Source organism: Legionella nigrisilvae, assembly GCF_977063395.2.
Map to the genome: position 1 here is coordinate 1,021,003 of NZ_CDRUGZ020000011.1, position 21,186 is coordinate 1,042,188.

Sequence of the window (21,186 nt, forward strand, 5' to 3'; positions counted from 1 at the left end):
GATTTTAGCATGACAGGGATTATGTGATACATTGACTAAAATTGAATAACAAAGTATCATATTGAATTATTTTTAAACAATTTTGGATTATATCTCATGATCAATTCAAAACTAGTAGGTGGAATATTACTTATAGTAGGAACTTCTATAGGTGGTGGGATGCTTGCCCTACCTGTTTCTACAGCAGAAGTGGGATTTAGCAATTCAATTTTTTTCCTATTTTTTTGCTGGTTGATCATGACAGCAGGCGCATTATTAATCTTGGAAGTCAATCTAAGACTTCCAGCAGGAAGCAATATGATTTCCATGGCTAAATCTACATTGGGTTTACCCGGTCAAATCATCGCATGGATCACTTATCTATTTTTGCTTTACACTCTACTCTCAGCTTATATTTCAGGGGGTAGTGATGTATTCAATAGTTTATTACATAAGCTGAATATCGACTTACCTAATAGTGTCACTGCAATTCTGTTTACACTTTTATTTAGTTTAATCGTTTATAAAGGTATTCGCTCAGTAGACTATGTCAATCGCGGTTTAATGTTTGGTAAGCTGGGTATTTATGTTTTATTAATCGCGATAATTAGCCCCCATGCATCAACTTTAGGTTTAACGGATGGTTCGGCACGTGCCTTCACTGGCACTTTAATGATCTTAATTACTTCCTTTGGTTACGCCTCAATAATACCCAGTTTACGCGACTATTTTGGGGACGATATACGAAGCCTAAAACGTGTCATCTTATTAGGTTCACTTATTCCTCTTGCCTGTTATATTGTTTGGGATGCAGTCATTATGGGGGTTGTTTCTCGTGAAGGAGAAAATGGCTTACTGGCGCTAATGAATTCAGAACATGCGACAAGCGGGTTAACCGAAGCTTTAAGCCAATCGGTGCAAAATCAATGGATAAGTGGATTCTTTGGCTTTTTTACTTCCATCTGTATGCTTACTGCATTTTTAGGAGTTTCATTGGGGTTATTTGACTTTTTGGCAGATGGATTAAAACTGAAAAAATCCGGTAACCAAGGAAAATATACTTTAGCTTTAACATTCCTTCCTCCTCTGGCAGTAGTCTTATTAAATCCAGGTATCTATCTACACGCTCTAAGTTATGCGGGTATTTGTTGCGTTATTTTATTATTGTTATTGCCTGCAATCATGGCATGGCGCGGACGCAAATCTTGCTTAGTTACCACAGAAACTCATTTAGTACCCGGGGGTAATTCCAGTTTAGCTTTAATTGGTTTCATTGCAATGGGTTTACTTATCATTGCGATTATGAGCTAAATGACATATGCGTAAATTGTTTTCCTTACTTGATCAAGGCAATAAATTATAGGAAAAAAATACAACCTAAATTCTAGAGCCTCCTTATTTCCCAAGTCAACGCGTTAAATAAGGCAATAAAAAGGAATTAATCTATGAAATTCGGATATACCATTATTTATGTTAATGATGTAAAAGCTTCTCTGGCCTTTTTTTCTGAGGCGTTTAATATTAAAACACGTTTCTTTCATGAGGCCGGCTATGGTGAACTCGAAACTGGGCAAACAACTCTAGCTTTTGCATCGCATAATTTAGGAGCCTACAATCTTCCAAATGGCTATATAGCAGCTGATTCATCCAGCCAACCTTTGGGCATGGAAATTGTTTTAGTTACTGACTCAGTTCCGCTCGCACATGAGCATGCTGTCGCAGCGGGCGCTAAAACAATTCAAGAACCCATGCAAAAACCCTGGGGACAACTTGTGTCTTATCTTCGTTGTCCAGATGGAACTTTAGTTGAGTTATGCTCACCATTGTCTTAAAGTCATCGTTGAATGAATTTCATACAGTCGCATCGAGGAAACTTCCTTGCACAGTCCTGTTTCGCAGTACTACACTTGGCATGCTTTTCTATTCTTTTTACTAAGTTAACGTTAAGGGTCTATAATTGAAATGAATATCTCATTCATGAAAAATGCAAGGAGGTTATCATGTTAGGTTGGGCCCTCACATTTTTTATTATCGCAATCATTGCAGGACTCTTTGGATTCGGAGGCATTGCAGTTGCAGCAGCAGGAATTGCGAAAATATTATTCTTTTTGTTTCTGGTTATCTTTGTCGTATTCCTGGTGATGGGGTTACTTGCTCGTCGACCTCCTCCATAATAACTCATAGTAAACCCGGGTAACGCGAACCGAAGCCCGGGGATTGCCCAACCTGGTCATAAGTTGCTTTCAATTAATTAAAAAGTTTAATTTGAATTTCTTGCGTGGAACTTTTCCAAGCTCTTTTCATGATTTCCGTATTAAAAGAAATCCCAAAATCCCCATTTCTATTAAGAGCTATGATTCCCATTTCTCCATTTAACTTTTTATTTCGTTCATGAATTACGTAATCACATGCCTCTTGTAATGACATATTAAACTCCATCATCATGGATATGGTATGCCCCACCATCTTTCTAATTAAATATTCACCTTCGCCAGTTCCTGAGACTGCGCAGGTGCTATTGTTGGCATAACATCCTGCGCCAATTACACAACTATCACCAATTCGCCCAGGAAGACAATTGCTAACTCCACCGGTTGATGTTCCAGCTGCAAGATTGGCTTGCCGATCTAAAGCCACAGCACCTACAGTTCCTTTCATTTTCTTTTTTTGAATTTCTTCCCTTGTTTCTGTTTGTTTAAGCTTCTGGTAAATCTCATACTGATGTGGGGTGATAAAAAAAGACTCCTCTTCAAGTTCCATACCATATTTATTAGCTAATTCTAAAGCACCATACCCAGAAAGAAAGACATGCCGGGTTTTCTCCATCACTATTCGAGCAAGGCGAATCGGATTTTTTACCGTACGAACCATTGACACTGCACCAGCGTCAAGATCATAACCACTCATAATGGAAGCATCCATCTCTACTTCGCCTAGACAGTTTAATGCGGATCCTCTTCCTGCATTAAACAGGGGGTTATCTTCAAGAAAAGCAACCGCCTCTTCAACTGCATCTAAAGCAGAGCCATTTTTTTCAAGCACTGCATAACCCGTTTCCGTTGCTTTAGCTAAACCCTCTGCAAATTCCTTTTGATGTTCTTGCAAAAAAGCATAATTTTCACTAGCACCACCATGTACTGCGATTGCAATTTTGTTCATAAGGCTCATTCCGTCACTTTGATTGTTTACTTACAGGGATTGCAGGATTTGCCAGCGTGCGATCAGCAATTGAAAATTGGCATCCTTTAACCAGAAGATGGACTATCAGATTTTCAACAAATACGGGCTCTCCTTCTTCAACCTCTGTAATATTCGTTTGATCAATATTTCTCCCATCAATGATAACCACCATGCCTGAACCATAACATTCAGCATTGGATCCATTTCGAATTACCAGGGCAGTATCTTCGCCTAGACCAATACCTAATTGTTCTGGGTTCATAATAATGGCATGCGCAAGACGACTAAATCGTCCTCTTTTGATAAAATGTGTATCAATAACACAAGACTGTAAAATTCCTAAACCTGAAGAAGTGAGTAAATTTCGATATCTTAAAGCCTCTGATAATCCCCCACCAGTAATCATAACGGTTCCCATCACCATTGCCCCGGCACTGGTACCAGCAATTATAAACTCACTGTCCTTCAGATATCTTTCTTTAAGAATATCGACAATAGGGGTTCCACCTAATATCGTGGACAAACGAAATTGGTCCCCTCCCGTAAAAAAAATAGCGCCAGCATCTTTTGCTCTTTTTAAATATTCATCTTGGCGTGCTTCACTTCTTTTTTTTATAGGAAGAAATCCTATATTGTTATAACCCATGTTCTGAAAAACTTTTTGATAGATTTTTTTTACCTCATCCTGAATTTCAGAACCAGTGGTAATAATTTCAATTTTCTTATTCGAGGGCGGCAATAATTCATTGAGGATTTCATACCGAGTAAATTCTTTTTTTTGCTCTAATATATCTAAAGGCTCCTCATCACCCTTGTCCTCCGCTCCTCCAATGATCAATAACTTAGCTTTGGGTGTCATTATAAACCTCGTTCACCAGCATCGCCTGTTTTTCCTTTTTCTTGAGGAAATTAGTTGTTTCAAATACATCCTCAACGGCGCAAAAAATAAACGTATTTGGCTCAGCTATGGCCATCATATGCTCAATTGCCTCAATCTCATCTGAAATAATATTTAATGAGGGTTTGAAATCAGAACGAAGTATGCCTGCAACAAGAAGACGATTCATTTCATGATGTGTTCTTCCTCTTCCGTCCTTATCATGACGAATGACAATCTCATCAAACATAGAAGCGATTTGGTAACCTAATTGTTCAATATCTTCATCGCGCCGATCGCCCACCACTCCGATGATTCCTATTTTTTTAGCACAGTGCAGTGAATGAAGATAATTTTTTAATTCGCAAAATGCTCCTTCGTTATGAGCGTAATCGACCATCACTTGGCAATGAGGAAATTTAAACAGATTCATTCTACCTGGAAGATTTTCAACAGTAGGATAGAAAATTTGGAGCGCTTCTTTTATTTTTTCTATCGAAAAATGACTTACCACTCCAGCTAATGTGGCTGCTAATATATTCATGATCATAGCGGTAGCATTGCCTTGAAAACTAAGAGGTATTGATTTTATATCTGCTAAAACTGTCCGCTCCGATCCCCTTTGTATTACGATACTTCCTTGAGCCATGTACGCGGCCAACCCACCTAAACTACAATGTTTCCTAATTCTTGGATTTTCAAACATACTAAATAAGGCAATGTTGCATGTTAAATCATTCCTTATATCATAGGTTAAATCGTCATCCGCATTTAAAATTGCATAACCTGTATCTTTTGTACTCCGTGCAACAACGGCTTTCACCTCCGCCAATTCTTCAAGAGTATGGATGTCATTTAATCCCAAATGATCCCCGGTGATATTAGTAATCACACTAATATCTGACTCATCAAATCCCAAGCCGGAACGTAAAATCCCGCCTCGCGCACATTCTAAGACTGCGTAATCTACTTCTGGATCATACAAAACTACTTGTGCGCTTGTAGGTCCACTACAATCCCCGCTAAAGATGAGCTTATTATTAATATAAATCCCATCCGTAGTAGTATGTCCTGTGTAATGATTCGCACAACGAGCAAGATGAGCAATGATTCGCACAACAGATGTTTTTCCGTTAGTTCCTGTAACTGCAACTATTGGGATTCGTGAAGTCAAATTAGACGGATAAAGCATATTTATAATAGGTTCTGCAACATTGCGTGGCGTACCCTCATTAGGAGATAAATGCATTCTCAAACCTGGTCCCGCATTTACTTCAATAATCGCTCCATTATTTTCATTGATAGGAGAACAGATGTCCTTTGCGATTACATCGATTCCACAAATATCCAAATTCATAAGTCTCGCAACACGCTCTGCAAGAAAAATATTAAAAGGATGAACGATATCCGTAACATCTTTAGCTGTGCCGCCTGAACTTAAATTGGCAGTTTCTTTTAGATCTAAAATATGATCCTTAGGTAAAATGCTTTCTAAAGTTAGATTATTTTGTTTTAAAATAGAAAAAGTAGCTTCATCAATCTTAATTGTGGTCAGTACATTTTCATGAGATTCACCCCGATTAGGATCTTCATTCGCTTGTTGAATTAATTGGCGAATTGTAAGTCTTCCGTCCCCTTTAACTTGAGCGGGGGTACGTTTTGCAACCGCAACTACTTTATAGTTGACTACTAAAAATCGATAATCCTCTCCAACAGTAAATCGCTCAATTATCAATTCATTAGAGATTTTTTTCGCGAGCTCATAACCGAAAATTGCTTTATTGAGATCAGTAATATTCGTAGTTACACCTTTTCCATGATTTCCGTTGTGGGGCTTTATTACTAATGGGAATCCTAAATATTCTATTGCATCGTGTAGTTCGTCTTCAGAACTAATAATTAATCCTTTTGGCGTAGGGATTAGATTTGAATTAAGAATTTGCTTTGTAAGTTCTTTATCAGAAGCAATATCGACACCAATAGAACTCGTTTTAGAAGACACTGAAGCCCAAATTTTTTTTTGGTTTCGACCATATCCCAGTGTAATTAACGAAGTATTCTCATGACGTTTCCAAGGTATTTTGCGTTTCGTCGCTTCTTCTATCAGCGCCCTAGTACTAGGACCCAAGCCTTTTTGTTTAAAAATTTCTTTTAAATGATTAATTGCCTCATCAAGGGGATATTCTTTACCTTCAGCTAGGGAATGAATGAAATTGACTGCAACCTGTCCCGCATACAAGCCCGCTTCTTCAATTTGGTATGCATATATGACATGATAAACACCATACTCATTAGTTCCATAAGTTCTGCCAAAACCACAGTCCATTCCTGCAAGGCACTGTAACTCCAAGGCAATATGTTCAATCACATGACCCAACCAAGTGCCTTCTTCTATACGTTTTAGAAATCCACCTTCAACGCCTAAAGAACAACGATGCTTGTCTAAACTAGGTAGATTTTGTATCAATCGCTCCTTAAACCCAATTAACCGATTTGTGGGAAGTTCTTCATATTTCCCTAAGTCAAGTTTGATAACTATGAGTTCTTTTCTGTAGTTCGACCAATAATTCGGACCTTTCAAAACTTGGGTTTTTAAAATGTTCATTAGCATTCCTTTGGCATATAATGAATTACTGAAAACTCTTTTTAGCATAGGAAGAATTATTTAATTCTTCAAATCAATTTAAAAAATAATTGATTTGTAAATCAAGGTGAACTAAGGAATACACTTAATTATTTGAAAAACAATAATTTTTAAGAGAAATTACCCGCATTCTTGTAAAGAATGCAGGTAAATTGGACTATTTTTTGATGTCGCATGTGATTTGTGTACAGTCTCTACAATGCTTTTGTGCAAAAGAAAATGATTTAGCAGCAGAACCAGCATGCTCTGACATTCTCTTATCAGCATCTTGATCTGCTTTTTTATCACTAGAGCTTGCATTGGTAGTACAAACCCAATTTGAACTCATTGAAGTTTTAGTTTTAGAATTCGAACTCGTTGCTTCATCATTTGCAAATGAAGCTACAGAGAAACAAACGAGCGTACTAAATAAGAGTCCTGATAAAATTTTCATTGTCTATCTCCAGTATAAAAACCTGATATCGTAGTTTTAAATTCAGCTGCAGAAAAATTGGGCCAATGGTCTTTATCAAAACCTGGGGCTTTCTTCAAACGCTCTTTATCCACATTTAGAACAAAGCAGTCTTCTTTATTATTGTATAAAAATAAATTCCAGGGCACAGCAAAAAACTTGTTTCCAAAGCCTAAAAAGCCTCCAAAATCTAATACCAGATAATTCACTTTTCCGGATTCTTTATCTATAACAACTTCGGCTATTTCACCTAGGTCTTCATGGGCAGAATTCATAACTTTAGCCCCAGTAATCTCTCCGGATTTTACAATTCCTCTGTTCTCCATTTTAAAACTCCTTTTAAATTCCTAACTAACTATTAATGATGAATTTTGTTTTGGAAGTCTTTCACTGCTTTTTTAGCTTCTTCTTCACTATAACCATAATGTTTTCTTAATTTTCCAAAAATTTCTTCTTGGTTGCCTTCAATTTGTTTAAGGTCATCATCAGTGAGTTTGCCCCAAAATTGCTTCATTTGACCTTTAATTTCCATCCATTTACCTTGAAAAATATTCTGGTTCATTTTGTTCTCCTTTATAATTTTTGCTAATAAAAATCTTCTTTATTGCAAACTAAAGGCTAGTAAAGAATTATAAAAAACGCAAAAAAACAAATTTACCAATTTAAGAAACCCGGGTTCTATTAATGCCCATCCTAGGATTACTAAGGGTATATTTGGAAGATCATTAAGGTTTATATTATGATTTCCATTACAGTTACAGGATGTCCTTTGAAGGTGTCTTTACCTATAATGTTCCATCCTAATGATTGGTAATAGCTTGGGATTGTTCGATCAAAAGCAAAGAGATAAAGTACTTCATATCCCATTTTTTTTGCTTGTTCTTTAGTAACATCAATAAGTCGTTGACCTAGTCCTTGTCTTTGATACTCGGGTTTTACAGTTAAAGAGCCTAGCCATGGCATTAAATCTGGGCGTATCCCATCATTTTCACGTAAACTGCACATGCCCACTGCTTTTTCCTCATCAAATGCCACAAAGGTCATTGGCAAGGTTTCATTATTTGCATGCTCAAGAAAACGCTGTTCAACAACGTGGAGGGGCACACCAGGTAACCAAATTTTTCCAAGTCCTTCTTGCCACATTAGAGCAAGTTCAGGGATCGCATTAAGATTATTTTGCAGAAGTTCAATTCTTATCATGTTAATACTCATTAATTTTGCAGTACTTAGTTAATCACAGAAATTAGGATACCTCTTGTATTTCTCTTTTACCACGGGTATCCCAAGTAAATAATAGGAACAGATAAACAGTTAGAAAAAAGGTCGAGAAACTAGTCAAAGGATACCGTCTAAGCAAAGTTACAACTCCTGAATCCTCATCTATACTAAAAATAGTTTTTGGATCAAGCAAAGGAATAATAATGAATACTCGTTCAGGTAGTGGACGCGGCGATTTTCATACTCTGTACCAAGGTCATTCTGTAGATGATCTCATCATTGAATATATGGAAGAAAATAACATTCCTGGAATGTCTTTAGCCATTGTACAAGCGCCTTATATTACTCGGGTGATTGGCTATGGGCTTGCGAATACAGAAAAAAAGCTTCTTGTGTCCCCTCATACTCTCTTTCCTGTTGGACAATTAACGCATGCTTTTACTGCGGTAGCTATAATGCAATTACTTGAAGAAGGAAAACTACATTTAGAGGATCCGATTTCTGCTTCTATATCATCCTTACCTCAAGAATGGCAAGCGGTTACCATTGGACAATTATTAACTCACAGTTCAGGCATACCTGACTATTCAGAATGTGAAGGTTTTTCATATCATAAAGATTATCACCCTGAAGAGATTTTTAATTTAATTAAGGATCCAAATTTATTATTTACTTCAGGCACCAAAATGAAACCCAGTGCCTCAAATTATTATTTACTAGGAATTATTATTGAAAACCTCAGTGGCATGAGTTATGAAGCTTATGTTACCAAAAATCAGATTGAGCGCGTTGGTTTGAAATGCACATCGTTTATCAAAAATACCTCTTCCATAGCCAATGAAGTGAATAATGGAACAACCCCTTTTAAACATAGTGAGTTTTTACATAACCCCTCTTATATAGATCCAATAGAGGTCGCTGTAGGTTATACAGCAGATAATAAGGCGGCTCCAGAGCTTACTTGGACAACTACTTTTGCGCATAGTGGGATCATGGCTTCCGCAGAAAATATCAGCAGATGGGATATCGGTCTGGCGGGAAGTATTTTAATTAAAGAAGCAGAACATAGGGATTTCCTCTATCAGTGTATTACTTTAAATAATAATACAGTGATTCCCGGAAATGCGAGCTGGTTATTCCCGGGCCATCCTGGCTTAATGGAAATAAAAGGCAACGTTCCTGGTTTTTCAACTTTTTTAAGTCGTTTTACCGCACCGGATGAGCTTTTATGTGTCACTCTTTTAGCCAACAAAGAGAATTTATTTGATTTAGATATCTTAGCCCGTAAAATTGCAGCCGCATTTAATATTAAACTGGCAGCTCCAGAAGGGGCAGGTTCACAAACACTGCAAAGCCCCTATTCAGTATCTCAAACTATAGAACGAATCACTGACATGATTACCCAAAAAGGGGGAAAAATATTTGCCCATATTGATCACAGTAGTGAAGCTCAAAGGGTGAATCAAACACTACCACCCACTGAGGTACTGATCATAGGTAATCCTGAGAAAGGAACAGCATTGATGCAAGAAAATGCAGCCGTTGCGCTTGATTTACCCTTGCGAATCATGGTTACAGAAGATAAACGGGGACAGGTTTGGTTAAGCTTCACTGATCCTATTCAATTAGGTAAAAAATATCATTTACAAGATCAACAATTAAAACAAATCGCATCTACGTTACGCATACTTTGTGAAAAAGCCGTATCAGCACAAAGCATCCCTTAATTTATTGACTGAATGAGTTAATAGATCATGGAGAGTAAATCGAGTTGAGGACGAAGTATAATGTTTATTGAAATTGATTTAAAATAAAAAATAAGGATTTTGTAGCCTTTAATTTTAACTGGATTAACCAATGAAATTCTCAACACTATTAAGGCTGATACGATTTTGGCCGCCATTTTGGGGTGCTGGAATTAGTGTAAAAAGTTTTCATTCTGATGGTAGTCAGATTGTCGTCCAGATGAAAATGCGTTTTTGGAACAAGAATTATGTGGGAACGCATTATGGTGGCTCCATGTATTCTATGACTGATCCTTTTTATATGTTGATGTTAATGCATTTATTAGGGAAGGGGTATGTAGTTTGGGATAAATCAGCGTCAATTCGTTATAAAATACCTGCTAAAGGCACCCTTTATGCACAATTTAAACTCTCTCCACAACAGGTTGAAAACATTCGGCATGAAGTCAATGAAGCGAAAAAAATTGATTCAGAATTTATCATTCCTATAACTGATAAAGAAGGAAAAATTGTTGCTGAAGTAAAAAAAACTCTTTCCATTATTAAAAAATAAAGAACAGATAATTTATTGATTATTTCAGTCATGATCTCAGGGAAACAGAACGGTTTATAAGGAAAGAATCATCAACTTCCAAAGGTAAACGTATACACTTTAACTCCAGGCTCGCTAGTAATAATTTGTAAATATCCATTAGTGAATTTTTTTTGCGAAATTAACTCATAAAGGGAGTATTTATCGACAACGATCGTACGTTCTTGTAATTTTTTTCCTGAGGATGGGTCAGTGACTATGACCTTAACCGTGATAGGATTTACGGTATTATTTCCCATAACCGCATAAACTTTCCGGGCATTAAAGTGAATTTTTAACGCAGCGTTTGCTTCTGAAGATATAATGTTTTGGGCGTTAACTTCCCATAGCCCATCCAAACTCCATGCATTAGATGATAATTTATCGGAAAAATGATATTGGCTGGTTTTATCTTTTATGAGCTCTGGACTGTACTCAGGATCAGCTTTTGCATACCCTAAATAGGTTTCTGGTGTTTGGGTAAGGTTAAAAGAAATACCTTTTAAAGATTTTAAAGTGCTGAGATCTTTTACCCCCAATAAAAAGCGGATGTTATTCTCCATAACATCATATTCACCTTCACCAAAATGTCGGTACACCACATAGCCCTTTTCGTTAATTAAATAATGCGCAGGCCAGTAGTGATTTTGATAATTCCTCCAGGTTACAAATTGATTATCAAGTGCTACCGGATAGAGTATTCCATATCGCTTCACCGCCGCTTTGACATTATCTAAGTTTTTTTCAAAATCAAATTCCGGCGTATGAATACCAATAATTACTAAACCTTTATCATGATAACGATTATACCAATCTTTGATGTAAGGTATGGTGCGCAAACAATTGATACATGAATAGGTCCAGAAATCGATTAAAACTACTTTTCCGTGCAAATCATTTAAGCGTAAAGGAGGCGAATTTATCCAGGCACTAATACCTTGGATGGGTGGCGCTGGGTAAGTAAACCATAAGCCATTGATAAGGGAATTTGACGTTTTAATTCCTGTTTGTGGAGTCACTGAAGATGAAACGCCCCCTCCTTCAAAGTAAACCATATACACCAAACTCGCAATAATTATCCCTCCTAAGAATTTACGAAAAAGAGTGGCTCGTGTTTTAAAAAAGGTGAATGTATTAATTAATTTTTTCCCATATAGTGAAATAATAAACATAGGAATTGCAGCTCCAAGAGCAAACGCAATCAACGTAAAGAAACTAATAATTGTCGTGTCCTGTAAAGCTGTTTGCACAATAATGGCAGCCAGAATGGGACCTGCACAAGGAGTCCAAATAATTGCAATGATCCCTCCTAAAAAAAGTCCATTCCAAAATCCACCCTCGGGTTTATTAGCAACCGAAAAAAAGCTACCTATACGGGTAAGCCCTTGTGTTATTTTCCCAAATATTTCAGTTAAATAATTAGAAATCATGATAATGCCTAAAAGAAACAAAATGGCATAACCAATCTCTCGAACTAAATTAAAATCAATATCTAAATAACGCACTAATTGATGAGAAAAGAACACTAATAAAGAAAAAAATAAAGTAAAACCAACAATAATCCCCATAGGTCTTTTTTTGGATCCGGAGAGTGAACCCGCTAAAAAAATAGGGAGAATCGGTAAGATACAAGGAGAAATTATTAAACAAAATCCTTCTATAAACCCTAAAATAATATTAATAAAATTTGTTTCCATTTTCTTTCCGGAACTCACAATTCATTTTATCAATATCTGGTGCGGTCATTGGTTGTTAGTTGAAATCCATGGCTGCATTGTCAATTGGCGTAAAACACATACTAAGACTAGTTACAAACGCACATGAGCTCCACTTTCCTGTAATCGCTTGGCCACTACCAATTGAATATTATCTCGTGCTCGCGCAGGAAAATATTGATAAACTCCCAAAAAATCCTTTGCATTAATCGTAAGAAACTGACAAGCAGTTAGGGTACTAATACGCGCCGTTCTTCGAATATTACGTAAAATTGCAATTTCCCCGAACACATCGCCTGGACCCAAAGTATTAATACGTTTCCACCCCATAGATTGGGTTTTTATAGAAACTTGAACAGTACCTCGAATAATAATATATAGCTTATCCCCTATTTCACCTTGCTCTATAACGAGTTCTTCGGGTCCATAGTTAGCAATAACACATTTATCAGCAAGCATTTTTTGCTCAATAAAGCCGATACCTGTAAAAATAGTGGCTCGAGAAAGAATAGGTATAATTTCTGCTTGCGATAGACTATTACTAGGTTCCATATACTTTCTCCCTATTCAAGATATTATCCTAGAAACGCGGTGCCTTTTTATCATAGTATAGTTGTCTTTTCTAAAAATTTTTTAGAATCAGAATAGTCTCGTAGTTGGTCGCAAAACAATTGTCCTAAAAATAATAATACACTGATTAAATCGGCCACTCCCCCTGGACTAATTCCTAACTTGGAAAAAAGTTGATGTAATTCCAATGCCTTTTTTTGACGTGTCTGCACACATTGAATTGCTAATAATTCTGCGGCCTTCTCTTTTGCATAATCTAAACCCAACTTACCCTTTCTATGAAGAATGTTGGTATCATCCACATGCAGTAGAAGCTTTGAATAAGCAAATAAACAAATTGTATCCAACGATTGAGTCTCAATAAAAAGTGAAATAAAGGTTGGTAGTAATTGAAATATCAGATCATAACCCTGCATCGCCATTTGCTTCGCATCAATCACCTTATATTTCTGACGTACTAATGCACCGTGGCTTTCGGGATGTTCAAGATGGTCCGCCAAATATTTTGGCCAATCTTTTAGTATTTGCTGATGAACCTCCAAAGGAGTGAATTGTTTCTTTTCCTGCGCCAACCTCATCACTGAAATACAGAATATACCCAAAGCAAAAATCGCCCCCCGATGGGTGTTGATTCCCCCCGTTTTTTCCAGCATGCGCTGTTCCGCCTTAATAGCCACTTGTTTTAATTCAGCAAAAGAATTTTTAATTAATCCCTTTTTTGTAAGTTGATAGAAGTAATGCCGTAAGGTAAATAGGCTACGGTAAAAGGTCTCACCATTCATGTCATGATGGGCACCAGGATCCACAAAACTGACTAACCCAGGTTTTGGATAGGCTTTAACTTCAAAATATAGGGCTCGCACCGCCAGTTTGGCAAGTGAGCGTTCACAACATAGGATAGTATTCATAAAGTTCAATTCTTGATAATAATCTAACCCTGTGCAGACTCTTACACAACATCTTTTTTGCAGATAAATTGAGTAACTCTCTGATGGGAATATCACCAAAACCAGGAAAACGTACCTCTCCATCAATCACTCGATTAAATTTGTGGGTTAATGCGTCAATTAACTCGCGGAGGGCAACTAGAGAATATCCTTGGTAATTGAGAAGTATATCTAGGTCTGAATCCGGACTAACAAAAGAATCTTCGGTTAAATATTGAAATAAAAATGAGCCGTACACCGCGATATCAGAAATTAAATACAATTCAAGAATACGATATAACTCCGTGATTCCATAATAGCGGCAAAAAAAATTATCCATCTTGATGAGTTGCGGAAGTGGACTTTGTTGGCGCACAAATGATGGATTAACTCGTAAACCAACTCGATGTTTTTTATTAGCCAACAAAAGAGTTACCCCAAGACTGACGGTTTCTTGAGGAACTAATTGTCTGGTATAAATACAAGGCAAACCTTTTACCAGCCAAAGCCTAACCTGTTCTTCAATCATTTGTTTCTCTTCATGAAATGAAGCAATAGTAAAATCAGCATTAGGTTGAAGATAAATTAAATGATGTCGTTTTGGATTCATAAATGATTGGCTACTTTATTGATAATCGAATAAGCAAGCTTCCTGCCTCCCCGGTTGTACCCCAATAGTGCTCGATCATCCTTATTACTATTTTTTTGAATAACTCCTTCAATTTTTGCAGCAAGTTCAGATGGATTTATGATCTCATGCACTCCCCCAAGTTCGTAAAAATTTTGCACGCCAGGTGCAAAAACAGGTAGGGTCTTACTAAGCTCCTCAAGTGTACTCAATTCTATTTTGGTTACCTTGGCAATGCCCTCCAGCCACATCACAGCCAAGTGGGCATCGGGCAAGGCTAAAATGGTATCTGCCATTAAGCCATAGGCAATAAAAGCGCCACCTAATGCTTGATTATACACAAGTGATATCAAAGTATTTCCTTGGCGACGTAAACACTCCAGACATTCAAGCAAATGGCCAAAATATTGTTGCATCCCCAACCATTCATCCCGCATAGTTAATTCTTGCCCCGCAACATCGACTAAAAGTAAAACAGGAGCTTTTGATTGACTCTCGAGAATATCGATTAGGTGCTGAGCCATAATTAACGCTTGTTCTACACCCAGGAAAGTTGATTCTTTTACACCAAGAAGATGAATCGGTTCATTATTTAGTGTCCCCTGACCGTAAACAACAGATTGATTCTCTGTTAAGTTGATTTCCTGAGAAAATATCTGTTTGAGAAGATCCTTTAATGCAATCATTTTTTTCTTATTCCTTCTGCATGAATCGTACAGCGGAAAACCTCGTCATCCCGAGCGCAGCGAGGGATGATGGGCTACGATTTTATACTTTTTGCTGCATTTAAAAATTCCTCTTCATTCATATCAAAAAGAGTTGCAGCATACTTTGGGGCAACTTTATTAAGGTAAGCTCCTTCTTCCTGGTATCCCTGCGTTTCCTGGACACGTTTTTTTAAGAAGTTATGCTTTTGTTTTATAGAGTTAAGATCCAAAGGAGTACACTTATCAAGACCTGCAATCAGTTCAGAACGTATTGCGACCACATTTGAGCCCACATAACTTTGAGCAATATCCTGCAAATAACGGGTTTTACCTCCATATACACGCCATACCAACGCCCTATCTTGGGAATTGAACGCTTTAATTCCAGCGACCGCTTGAATAACCTCAGGGCCAGAGACTCCAATGCGTCCTACTTCATTAATTACAAGATAATCCAAACACGCAGAAATAATTCCCATACCCCCAAAAGCACCATTTCTTCCACAAACAACACCTATAGTGGTTATCCCATGATGGCGTGCTTCGAACACAGCGCGAATTATTTCTGAAATTGCTAGCTCCCCTGCATTTGCTTCATGCAACCGCACACCCCCGCTATCAATAAGGAGGATCACTGCTTTAGCTTGGGTTGTAATTGCAGCTTTGAATAAACCAGTAAGTTTTGCCCCATGAATTTCCCCAACGGCCCCCCCCATGAAATCTTTTTGCTGGGCAGCAACAACTACTTTATTTTTTTTCAACAATGCCGAACCGATGACAATACCGTCATCGGCTTGTCCTGGCAAATTTAAAGCAGCTAAATGAGGACTGTATTGCTTTTCATCAGTGAGCCATTCAGTAAAGGATCCCTCATCAAAAATAACCTGAATTCGCTCACGGGCATCAAGCTCTTCATAATTAGTACCTATTTTGCAGTTACCCTGAAATTCAGCCAATGCCTGACTTAAACGTAATAAAACAACTGCGGGAGTCGCTCCGTTATCATTAAGAGTAAACTGCAAACCAATGGGTTGATATTGATTGACAAAATCCCCGATGACCATTTTCCACACAGGCTTGTAATGTTCAATTGCTGTCTGAATCGTAAATAGTGTTTCAGAACTCGGACTTTCCTCAATAATGACTTCTAGATTACCCGAGCCAACAACGCCACAAATCGTTTTTTTGCCTCGCAAACGTTCTCCAGAAAGTGCAAACCGAAATTCCATCATTTCCATATTATTGTCCTACCAATTTCTAAATTTTACAGGCGGTTCATATAGCCCCTTGGAACAGTCAACAAGATCACGAATCGATTTCGCTGACAATAAATCTCGAGTGGCATCGGACGTTTTAATTCCTAAATCTTCAGGACGCTTAATGACCCCTCGCTGACGCAATTCATCCACTTTTTTCCTATCCCGCAACATTCCAATCTCAGTATATCCTGCGATGCCACGAATTGCCTGTTCTCGTTCTTCTAGATCTCGACACATAAGGAGATTAGCAATCCCTTCTTCGGTTACTACATGACTAACATCATCTCCATAAATCATCACGGCGGGCAAATCAGCATTCATTGATTTTTGCAAGGCCCAGGCATCCAGCTTTTCTACAAAGGTGGGCTGCGTAGAACTCTGGAATGTTTCTACCATTTGAATTACCAATTTTCTTCCTCGAGGCATTTTTGTTCCCAAAGCGTCACTGCGCTCTTGCCCTGCTTTTAACCAAGCATAGGAGGAGTGACGCCGGCCAGGAGCATCACAACCCATATTTGGAGCCCCTCCAAAACCTGCAATGCGACCTTCAACCGCTGTAGAGCTGTTTCCCTCAAGGTCCATTTGCAATGTTGCGCCGATAAACACATCACAGGCATAATGTCCCGCTAACTGACCTAACATTCGATTCGAACGCAAACATCCTTCTTTACCTGTAAAAAAGATATCGGGTCGAGCAGCCGCATAGCGATTCATACCTACTTCGCCCCCAAACGGGTAAATGGTTTTTACAAATCCTGCTTCAATAGCGGGTATCAAGGTAGGTAAAGGATTTACAACCCAATGCTGGCATATTTTTCCTTTTAGCCCTAGTGATGCCGCATAGGTAGGCAAAAGTAATTCAATGGCACAGGTATTGAAACCCACTCCATGATTTAATCGATTCACTTGATACGGTGCATATATCCCTTTGATCACCATCATCGCCATTAATATTTTCACTTCATCTATTTGTGCAGGATCCCGGGTAAAAAGTGGTTCAATGTAAGAGGGTTCTGGACCTTGAACAATAACATCAACCCAATCTCCAGGAATATCGACTCGCGGTAATTGTTGCACCACTTCATTGACTTGAACAATTACTATGCCGTTTTTAAAGTTAGTAGCTTCGATAAGTGCGGGCGTTTCTTCTGTATTTGCTCCGGTAAATAAATTGCCCTGTTTATCTGCTTTATCAGCCATCAACATACAAACATTGGGGGTTAAATCAGTAACCAACCTACCAAATAGCTCATTATAAGTATGAATATTTCCTATTTTGATTTTTTTATTTTTTACCATATCCGCAAGACGAATTGATTGAGGTCCTGAATAAGCAAAATCAATTCGTTCTGCTATTCCTTTTTCAAAAATATCGAGATGCTCGGCCAAGGCAATAGCGGATTGGATCATATGTAAATGATTTATTTTGGAAGGATTCAATTGAGTCAATGCCGCAGCCAAAAAATTAGCCTGCTTTTGGTTATCTCCTTCGATACATACCCGATCACCTGAGTGAATGAGCTGGGACAATACGTTGATTAGGTCGCATGCTGCAACAAATTTAGTGTCCTTCAGGTACGGCTTAACTTTGGACAGACGTTTTAAATACTCTTTTTTATTCTGCTCCCACATATTATGTCCTATCATTTTTATATAAAAAAGGAGAAGGTATATTGGATAATCCCCAATACCGTTTTTGCTTTTTCAGCCTACCATTCTGATGCGTCTTTTAGTGCAATTTGAGTCGTGGTTTTATTCTGCGACTCAATACATTTGATAGAGTGAGTAAGAACACTCGCCACCAACCATATAAAGAAATTTGATGTTGTTTGTATAGAGATAGATAGAATAAACGGGCTAGCTTACCCTCTATCATCAGACTATTAGTAATTTTACCCATCAAATTTCCCACTACATGGTGGCTCATGGTAACTAAAGAACCATGATCCTGATAATGATAAACAGGAAGGGGTTTCCCCTCTAAATATTTATCGAAGTTTTTATACAAAAATTGTGCTTGCTGATGTGCTGCTTGTGCGCGTGGTGGCACAGTTTTATCCGAGTGAGTTTGTGGACAACTGGCGCAATCACCTAAAACAAAAATAGAATCATCCAGGGTTGTTTGTAAGGTTTGTTTCACTAACAATTGATTGATGTGGTTTACTTCCAAACCGTCCAACTGCCTCAAAAAATCTGGAGCTTTAATACCAGCAGTCCAGACAATAAGATCTGCAGGAATAAATTGTCCTGATTTGGTATGCAAACCTTTTTCTGTAACCTCATTAACTTGTTCGTTAACACAGATTTTTACACCCATATTACTTAACTCAGTAAACACTTTTTCTGAAAGCTGTTCTGGAAGTGCTGTCAATAATCTGCTTGCTGCTTCAATTAGCGTAAAAGAAATAATTTCGGGCTGAATGCCAATGCCATAATTTATAATCTCATGGACTGAACTGTTTAATTCGGCTATTAATTCAATCCCAGTAGCACCTCCCCCGACAACGACAAGATTAAATATTCCCTGTTCTGACTGCTGAGAAAGACGCATGAAGTGATTTAATAATTCACGATGAAAATAAACTGCTTGCGGAATATTATCTAAAAACAAACAATGTTCACGTACACCAGAAATACCAAAATCATTAGCAACACTCCCCACTGCGATGACTAATATATCGTATGAAAGTGCTCGTTTTGGAAGTACTTCTCGGTCATGACTGTAAAAAGGAGATAAATAAATTTCTTTTTTACTTCGGTTTAAACCTTCGAGTGCCCCTAAAACAAAATGAAAATGATGTGTAGCAGCATAAGCAAGATAATCAATTTCATTTTCATTGGTAAACAAGCTTCCAGCAGCTACCTCATGTAGTAAAGGTTTCCAAATATGAGTTGCAGAACAATCCACTAGAGTTATGGTGGCTTTACCCTCTTTTCCATATTTATTACCAAACAGTGCAGCCAGCTCCATTCCTCCTGCACCACCGCCGACAATAATAATGTTTGGTACATGAATTTTATTTGGCATAAAAACTCTTCCGCGGAATAAATTATTATTATAGTAGGATTTGCTTATAATTCCTTCTTAAAGACTATCCGGAGCCGTCTAAGAAATGGTAACAATCCTGCCCTATATTTTCATATTAATGAGTCGTTTAGAATAAGTAAATATGCACATAAAACCAAACGGACAATGCATGTTGTGCACGTGTGCCTGAAGGTGTTTCCGTATTAAGAGTCTCGGTAACACGATTTATTCAAAGTTCAACTTACACTCATGTAAGGGGATTATTTTGGTTCTTTTTATCCATTTATGTCCTAGCCAAAGTATTAAAAAAAGGGGCACACTTAGATAAGAAATGAATAAACCATACCAATCTACAGGTTTACTTATTAACGCCGCATAATTTTGACCGCCGATCACAATGAGGCATACACTAAAAGCAAACAAAGGCCCAAAAGGATATCCTTTTGCCAGATAAGGAAGCTTCGCTGGATCATTTCCTTGGCATAAATAAGCTTTACGAAAACGATAATGGCTAACTGCTATTCCCATCCAAGCAATAAACCCGGAAAGACTTGTTGCATTGAGTAACCAAAAATAAACTGTTCCATTACCAAAAACGGAAGATAAAAATGCCAGCATTGCAACCGCACTGGTTAATGTTAAAGCATACACAGGGATTCCTCTGCGGTTCACCACAGAAAAAATTCGAGGAACATGACCTTCCTTGGCAAGATACCAAAGCATTCTGCTCCCCACATACATACTCGAATTGGCTGTTGAAATAATGGCAACAAGAATTACAGCGTTCATAATCATCGCGGCAAATGTTTTATTAAACTGTTGGAATACTAAGGTAAAGGGGCTCATTACTACATCAGAACTGACTAATTGTGACGCGGTATAAGGAATTAAAAGGCTAATAACAAATAAGGATAAAATGAAAAATATGAGAATCCGCCAAAAAACCATTTTGATTGCCTTAGGAATTGTCTTCTGAGGATGGGAACTCTCTCCTGCAGCTACACCAATTAATTCAGTGCCTTGAAAAGAAAAACCTGCAGCAATAAAAGCCCCCAGAACACCAATCCATCCCCCATGAAAGGGAGCATCACCAATACGCCAATTTTGAAAACCACCTGCTTTATAATCTGCAAAACCAAGAACTAGAAAAAATCCCGTCACAATAAAGAGAATCACCACGGAAATTTTGATAAAAGAAAGCCAGTATTCCACCTCGCCAAATGCTTTAGTCGATATCGCATTAAAACCAATAATCAAAAAGAGAAAAATGGAGCACCAAATAAATGATGGGCTTTCAGGAAACCAGAAATGCATAATTAATGCGGAAGCTGAAATTTCTGAGGCAATATAAATGGCACAGCTATACCAATAATTCCAACCCAGTGCATATCCTAAAGAAGGATCTAAAAAGCGAGCAGCATAAACATAAAATGAACCACTGGTCGGCATAAATGCCGCCATTTCCCCAAGACCACCCATTAGGAAATAGACCATAATTCCCATAATCAAGTAGGCCAGTAGCGTCCCTCCCGGGCCCGCTATAGATAAAGCACTTCCACTTGCTAAGAAAATTCCAGTTCCAATAGAACCACCTAGGGTTATCATTCCCAATATACGCGCATTGAGCTTTCGTTGCAGCGAAGGCTCCTGTGCTAAATCGTGCATCAATCAATCCTTGAATCTAAGAA

General features: G+C 37.8%; 21 protein-coding genes. 5 read left to right on the forward strand and 16 right to left on the reverse strand.

Annotated elements, in window-relative coordinates:
* Positions 1 to 96 precede the first annotated feature (96 nt).
* The 3 genes from ACWTE2_RS04570 to ACWTE2_RS04580 all read left to right on the forward strand — a co-directional run bounded on the left by ACWTE2_RS04570 (position 97) and on the right by ACWTE2_RS04580 (position 2,153).
* Positions 97 to 1,290 carry an amino acid permease gene (locus ACWTE2_RS04570; protein ID WP_182391314.1) on the forward strand — a complete coding sequence of 398 codons (1,194 nt, stop codon included), beginning with the start codon at positions 97 to 99 and terminating at the stop codon, positions 1,288 to 1,290.
* Positions 1,291 to 1,424: 134 nt separating this feature from the next.
* The gene (locus ACWTE2_RS04575; RefSeq protein WP_182391315.1) at positions 1,425 to 1,811 is read left to right on the forward strand and encodes a VOC family protein; all 387 of its coding nucleotides are present in this window, start codon (positions 1,425 to 1,427) and stop codon (positions 1,809 to 1,811) included.
* Positions 1,812 to 1,979: 168 nt separating this feature from the next.
* Positions 1,980 to 2,153, forward strand: a complete 174-nt coding sequence (locus tag ACWTE2_RS04580; RefSeq protein WP_182391316.1) for a DUF1328 domain-containing protein — start codon at positions 1,980 to 1,982, stop codon at positions 2,151 to 2,153.
* Positions 2,154 to 2,226: 73 nt separating this feature from the next.
* Here the strand turns inward: ACWTE2_RS04580 and ACWTE2_RS04585 are convergent, their stop codons facing one another.
* From ACWTE2_RS04585 to ACWTE2_RS04615, 7 genes are all read right to left on the reverse strand, one after another.
* Positions 2,227 to 3,138 (reverse strand): isoaspartyl peptidase/L-asparaginase family protein, encoded by a 912-nt coding sequence (locus tag ACWTE2_RS04585; protein WP_454784343.1) that lies wholly within the window; start codon positions 3,136 to 3,138, stop codon positions 2,227 to 2,229.
* A gap of 13 nt (positions 3,139 to 3,151) precedes the next feature.
* Entirely contained in the window at positions 3,152 to 4,018 is an 867-nt protein-coding gene (locus ACWTE2_RS04590) for a cyanophycinase (RefSeq protein ID WP_182391318.1), read from the reverse strand.
* Positions 4,002 to 6,641: a cyanophycin synthetase gene (gene cphA / locus ACWTE2_RS04595; RefSeq protein ID WP_454784344.1), complete on the reverse strand. Its 2,640-nt coding sequence runs from the start codon at positions 6,639 to 6,641 to the stop codon at positions 4,002 to 4,004. Before cphA ends, ACWTE2_RS04590 begins: the two co-directional genes overlap by 17 nt.
* Before the next feature lie 196 nt (positions 6,642 to 6,837).
* Positions 6,838 to 7,113 (reverse strand): hypothetical protein, encoded by a 276-nt coding sequence (locus ACWTE2_RS04600; protein WP_454784345.1) that lies wholly within the window; start codon positions 7,111 to 7,113, stop codon positions 6,838 to 6,840.
* On the reverse strand, positions 7,110 to 7,457 hold the full coding sequence (locus tag ACWTE2_RS04605; RefSeq protein ID WP_182391321.1) for a PRC-barrel domain-containing protein: 348 nt from the start codon (positions 7,455 to 7,457) through the stop codon (positions 7,110 to 7,112). Before ACWTE2_RS04605 ends, ACWTE2_RS04600 begins: the two co-directional genes overlap by 4 nt.
* 32 nt (positions 7,458 to 7,489) lie before the next feature.
* Complete coding sequence (locus tag ACWTE2_RS04610; RefSeq protein ID WP_182391322.1) at positions 7,490 to 7,693, reverse strand: CsbD family protein; 204 nt, start codon at positions 7,691 to 7,693, stop codon at positions 7,490 to 7,492.
* Between the two features lie 170 nt (positions 7,694 to 7,863).
* Entirely contained in the window at positions 7,864 to 8,331 is a 468-nt protein-coding gene (locus tag ACWTE2_RS04615; RefSeq protein WP_454784346.1) for a GNAT family N-acetyltransferase, read from the reverse strand.
* Between the two features lie 221 nt (positions 8,332 to 8,552).
* Between ACWTE2_RS04615 and ACWTE2_RS04620 the strand changes: the two genes are divergently transcribed.
* Complete coding sequence (locus tag ACWTE2_RS04620; RefSeq protein WP_454784347.1) at positions 8,553 to 10,076, forward strand: serine hydrolase; 1,524 nt, start codon at positions 8,553 to 8,555, stop codon at positions 10,074 to 10,076.
* Between the two features lie 130 nt (positions 10,077 to 10,206).
* Entirely contained in the window at positions 10,207 to 10,647 is a 441-nt protein-coding gene (locus ACWTE2_RS04625; protein WP_182391325.1) for a DUF4442 domain-containing protein, read from the forward strand.
* Between the two features lie 71 nt (positions 10,648 to 10,718).
* Here the strand turns inward: ACWTE2_RS04625 and ACWTE2_RS04630 are convergent, their stop codons facing one another.
* The 9 genes from ACWTE2_RS04630 to ACWTE2_RS04670 all read right to left on the reverse strand — a co-directional run bounded on the left by ACWTE2_RS04630 (position 10,719) and on the right by ACWTE2_RS04670 (position 21,163).
* Positions 10,719 to 12,362 (reverse strand): cytochrome c biogenesis protein DipZ, encoded by a 1,644-nt coding sequence (locus ACWTE2_RS04630; protein ID WP_454784348.1) that lies wholly within the window; start codon positions 12,360 to 12,362, stop codon positions 10,719 to 10,721.
* A 111-nt stretch (positions 12,363 to 12,473) separates the two neighbouring features.
* Positions 12,474 to 12,932, reverse strand: coding sequence for a cyclic nucleotide-binding domain-containing protein (locus ACWTE2_RS04635; protein WP_182391327.1), 459 nt, complete (start codon positions 12,930 to 12,932; stop codon positions 12,474 to 12,476).
* A 50-nt stretch (positions 12,933 to 12,982) separates the two neighbouring features.
* Complete coding sequence (locus ACWTE2_RS04640; protein WP_454784349.1) at positions 12,983 to 13,858, reverse strand: triphosphoribosyl-dephospho-CoA synthase; 876 nt, start codon at positions 13,856 to 13,858, stop codon at positions 12,983 to 12,985.
* A complete protein-coding gene (locus ACWTE2_RS04645) occupies positions 13,836 to 14,486 on the reverse strand; it encodes a phosphoribosyl-dephospho-CoA transferase MdcG domain-containing protein (protein ID WP_454784350.1) in 651 nt (216 codons plus the stop codon). Before ACWTE2_RS04645 ends, ACWTE2_RS04640 begins: the two co-directional genes overlap by 23 nt.
* Positions 14,483 to 15,190, reverse strand: a complete 708-nt coding sequence (locus tag ACWTE2_RS04650; protein WP_454784351.1) for a biotin-independent malonate decarboxylase subunit gamma — start codon at positions 15,188 to 15,190, stop codon at positions 14,483 to 14,485. The genes ACWTE2_RS04645 and ACWTE2_RS04650 overlap by 4 nt, the downstream gene beginning before the upstream one ends.
* A 74-nt stretch (positions 15,191 to 15,264) precedes the next feature.
* Complete coding sequence (locus ACWTE2_RS04655) at positions 15,265 to 16,449, reverse strand: biotin-independent malonate decarboxylase subunit beta (RefSeq protein WP_454784352.1); 1,185 nt, start codon at positions 16,447 to 16,449, stop codon at positions 15,265 to 15,267.
* Between the two features lie 9 nt (positions 16,450 to 16,458).
* Positions 16,459 to 18,102 carry a malonate decarboxylase subunit alpha gene (gene mdcA / locus ACWTE2_RS04660; RefSeq protein WP_454784353.1) on the reverse strand — a complete coding sequence of 548 codons (1,644 nt, stop codon included), beginning with the start codon at positions 18,100 to 18,102 and terminating at the stop codon, positions 16,459 to 16,461.
* A 97-nt stretch (positions 18,103 to 18,199) separates the two neighbouring features.
* Positions 18,200 to 19,498: an NAD(P)/FAD-dependent oxidoreductase gene (locus ACWTE2_RS04665; RefSeq protein ID WP_454784354.1), complete on the reverse strand. Its 1,299-nt coding sequence runs from the start codon at positions 19,496 to 19,498 to the stop codon at positions 18,200 to 18,202.
* Between the two features lie 225 nt (positions 19,499 to 19,723).
* A complete protein-coding gene (locus ACWTE2_RS04670; protein ID WP_454784355.1) occupies positions 19,724 to 21,163 on the reverse strand; it encodes an amino acid permease in 1,440 nt (479 codons plus the stop codon).
* Positions 21,164 to 21,186 lie beyond the last annotated feature (23 nt).

Coding starts and splice junctions, on each gene's coding strand:
- ACWTE2_RS04570 (WP_182391314.1), top strand. CDS start 97: ATGATCAATTCAAAACTAGTAGGTGGAATATTACTTATAGTAGGAACT.
- ACWTE2_RS04590 (WP_182391318.1), bottom strand. CDS start 4,018: ATGACACCCAAAGCTAAGTTATTGATCATTGGAGGAGCGGAGGACAAG.
- ACWTE2_RS04655 (WP_454784352.1), bottom strand. CDS start 16,449: ATGGAAATGATGGAATTTCGGTTTGCACTTTCTGGAGAACGTTTGCGA.
- ACWTE2_RS04620 (WP_454784347.1), top strand. CDS start 8,553: ATGAATACTCGTTCAGGTAGTGGACGCGGCGATTTTCATACTCTGTAC.
- ACWTE2_RS04585 (WP_454784343.1), bottom strand. CDS start 3,138: ATGAACAAAATTGCAATCGCAGTACATGGTGGTGCTAGTGAAAATTAT.
- ACWTE2_RS04635 (WP_182391327.1), bottom strand. CDS start 12,932: ATGGAACCTAGTAATAGTCTATCGCAAGCAGAAATTATACCTATTCTT.
- ACWTE2_RS04575 (WP_182391315.1), top strand. CDS start 1,425: ATGAAATTCGGATATACCATTATTTATGTTAATGATGTAAAAGCTTCT.
- ACWTE2_RS04605 (WP_182391321.1), bottom strand. CDS start 7,457: ATGGAGAACAGAGGAATTGTAAAATCCGGAGAGATTACTGGGGCTAAA.
- ACWTE2_RS04670 (WP_454784355.1), bottom strand. CDS start 21,163: ATGCACGATTTAGCACAGGAGCCTTCGCTGCAACGAAAGCTCAATGCG.
- ACWTE2_RS04665 (WP_454784354.1), bottom strand. CDS start 19,498: ATGCCAAATAAAATTCATGTACCAAACATTATTATTGTCGGCGGTGGT.
- ACWTE2_RS04630 (WP_454784348.1), bottom strand. CDS start 12,362: ATGGAAACAAATTTTATTAATATTATTTTAGGGTTTATAGAAGGATTT.
- ACWTE2_RS04600 (WP_454784345.1), bottom strand. CDS start 7,113: ATGAAAATTTTATCAGGACTCTTATTTAGTACGCTCGTTTGTTTCTCT.
- ACWTE2_RS04580 (WP_182391316.1), top strand. CDS start 1,980: ATGTTAGGTTGGGCCCTCACATTTTTTATTATCGCAATCATTGCAGGA.
- mdcA (WP_454784353.1), bottom strand. CDS start 18,102: ATGTGGGAGCAGAATAAAAAAGAGTATTTAAAACGTCTGTCCAAAGTT.
- ACWTE2_RS04650 (WP_454784351.1), bottom strand. CDS start 15,190: ATGATTGCATTAAAGGATCTTCTCAAACAGATATTTTCTCAGGAAATC.
- ACWTE2_RS04640 (WP_454784349.1), bottom strand. CDS start 13,858: ATGAATACTATCCTATGTTGTGAACGCTCACTTGCCAAACTGGCGGTG.
- cphA (WP_454784344.1), bottom strand. CDS start 6,641: ATGAACATTTTAAAAACCCAAGTTTTGAAAGGTCCGAATTATTGGTCG.
- ACWTE2_RS04625 (WP_182391325.1), top strand. CDS start 10,207: ATGAAATTCTCAACACTATTAAGGCTGATACGATTTTGGCCGCCATTT.
- ACWTE2_RS04610 (WP_182391322.1), bottom strand. CDS start 7,693: ATGAACCAGAATATTTTTCAAGGTAAATGGATGGAAATTAAAGGTCAA.
- ACWTE2_RS04645 (WP_454784350.1), bottom strand. CDS start 14,486: ATGAATCCAAAACGACATCATTTAATTTATCTTCAACCTAATGCTGAT.
- ACWTE2_RS04615 (WP_454784346.1), bottom strand. CDS start 8,331: ATGATAAGAATTGAACTTCTGCAAAATAATCTTAATGCGATCCCTGAA.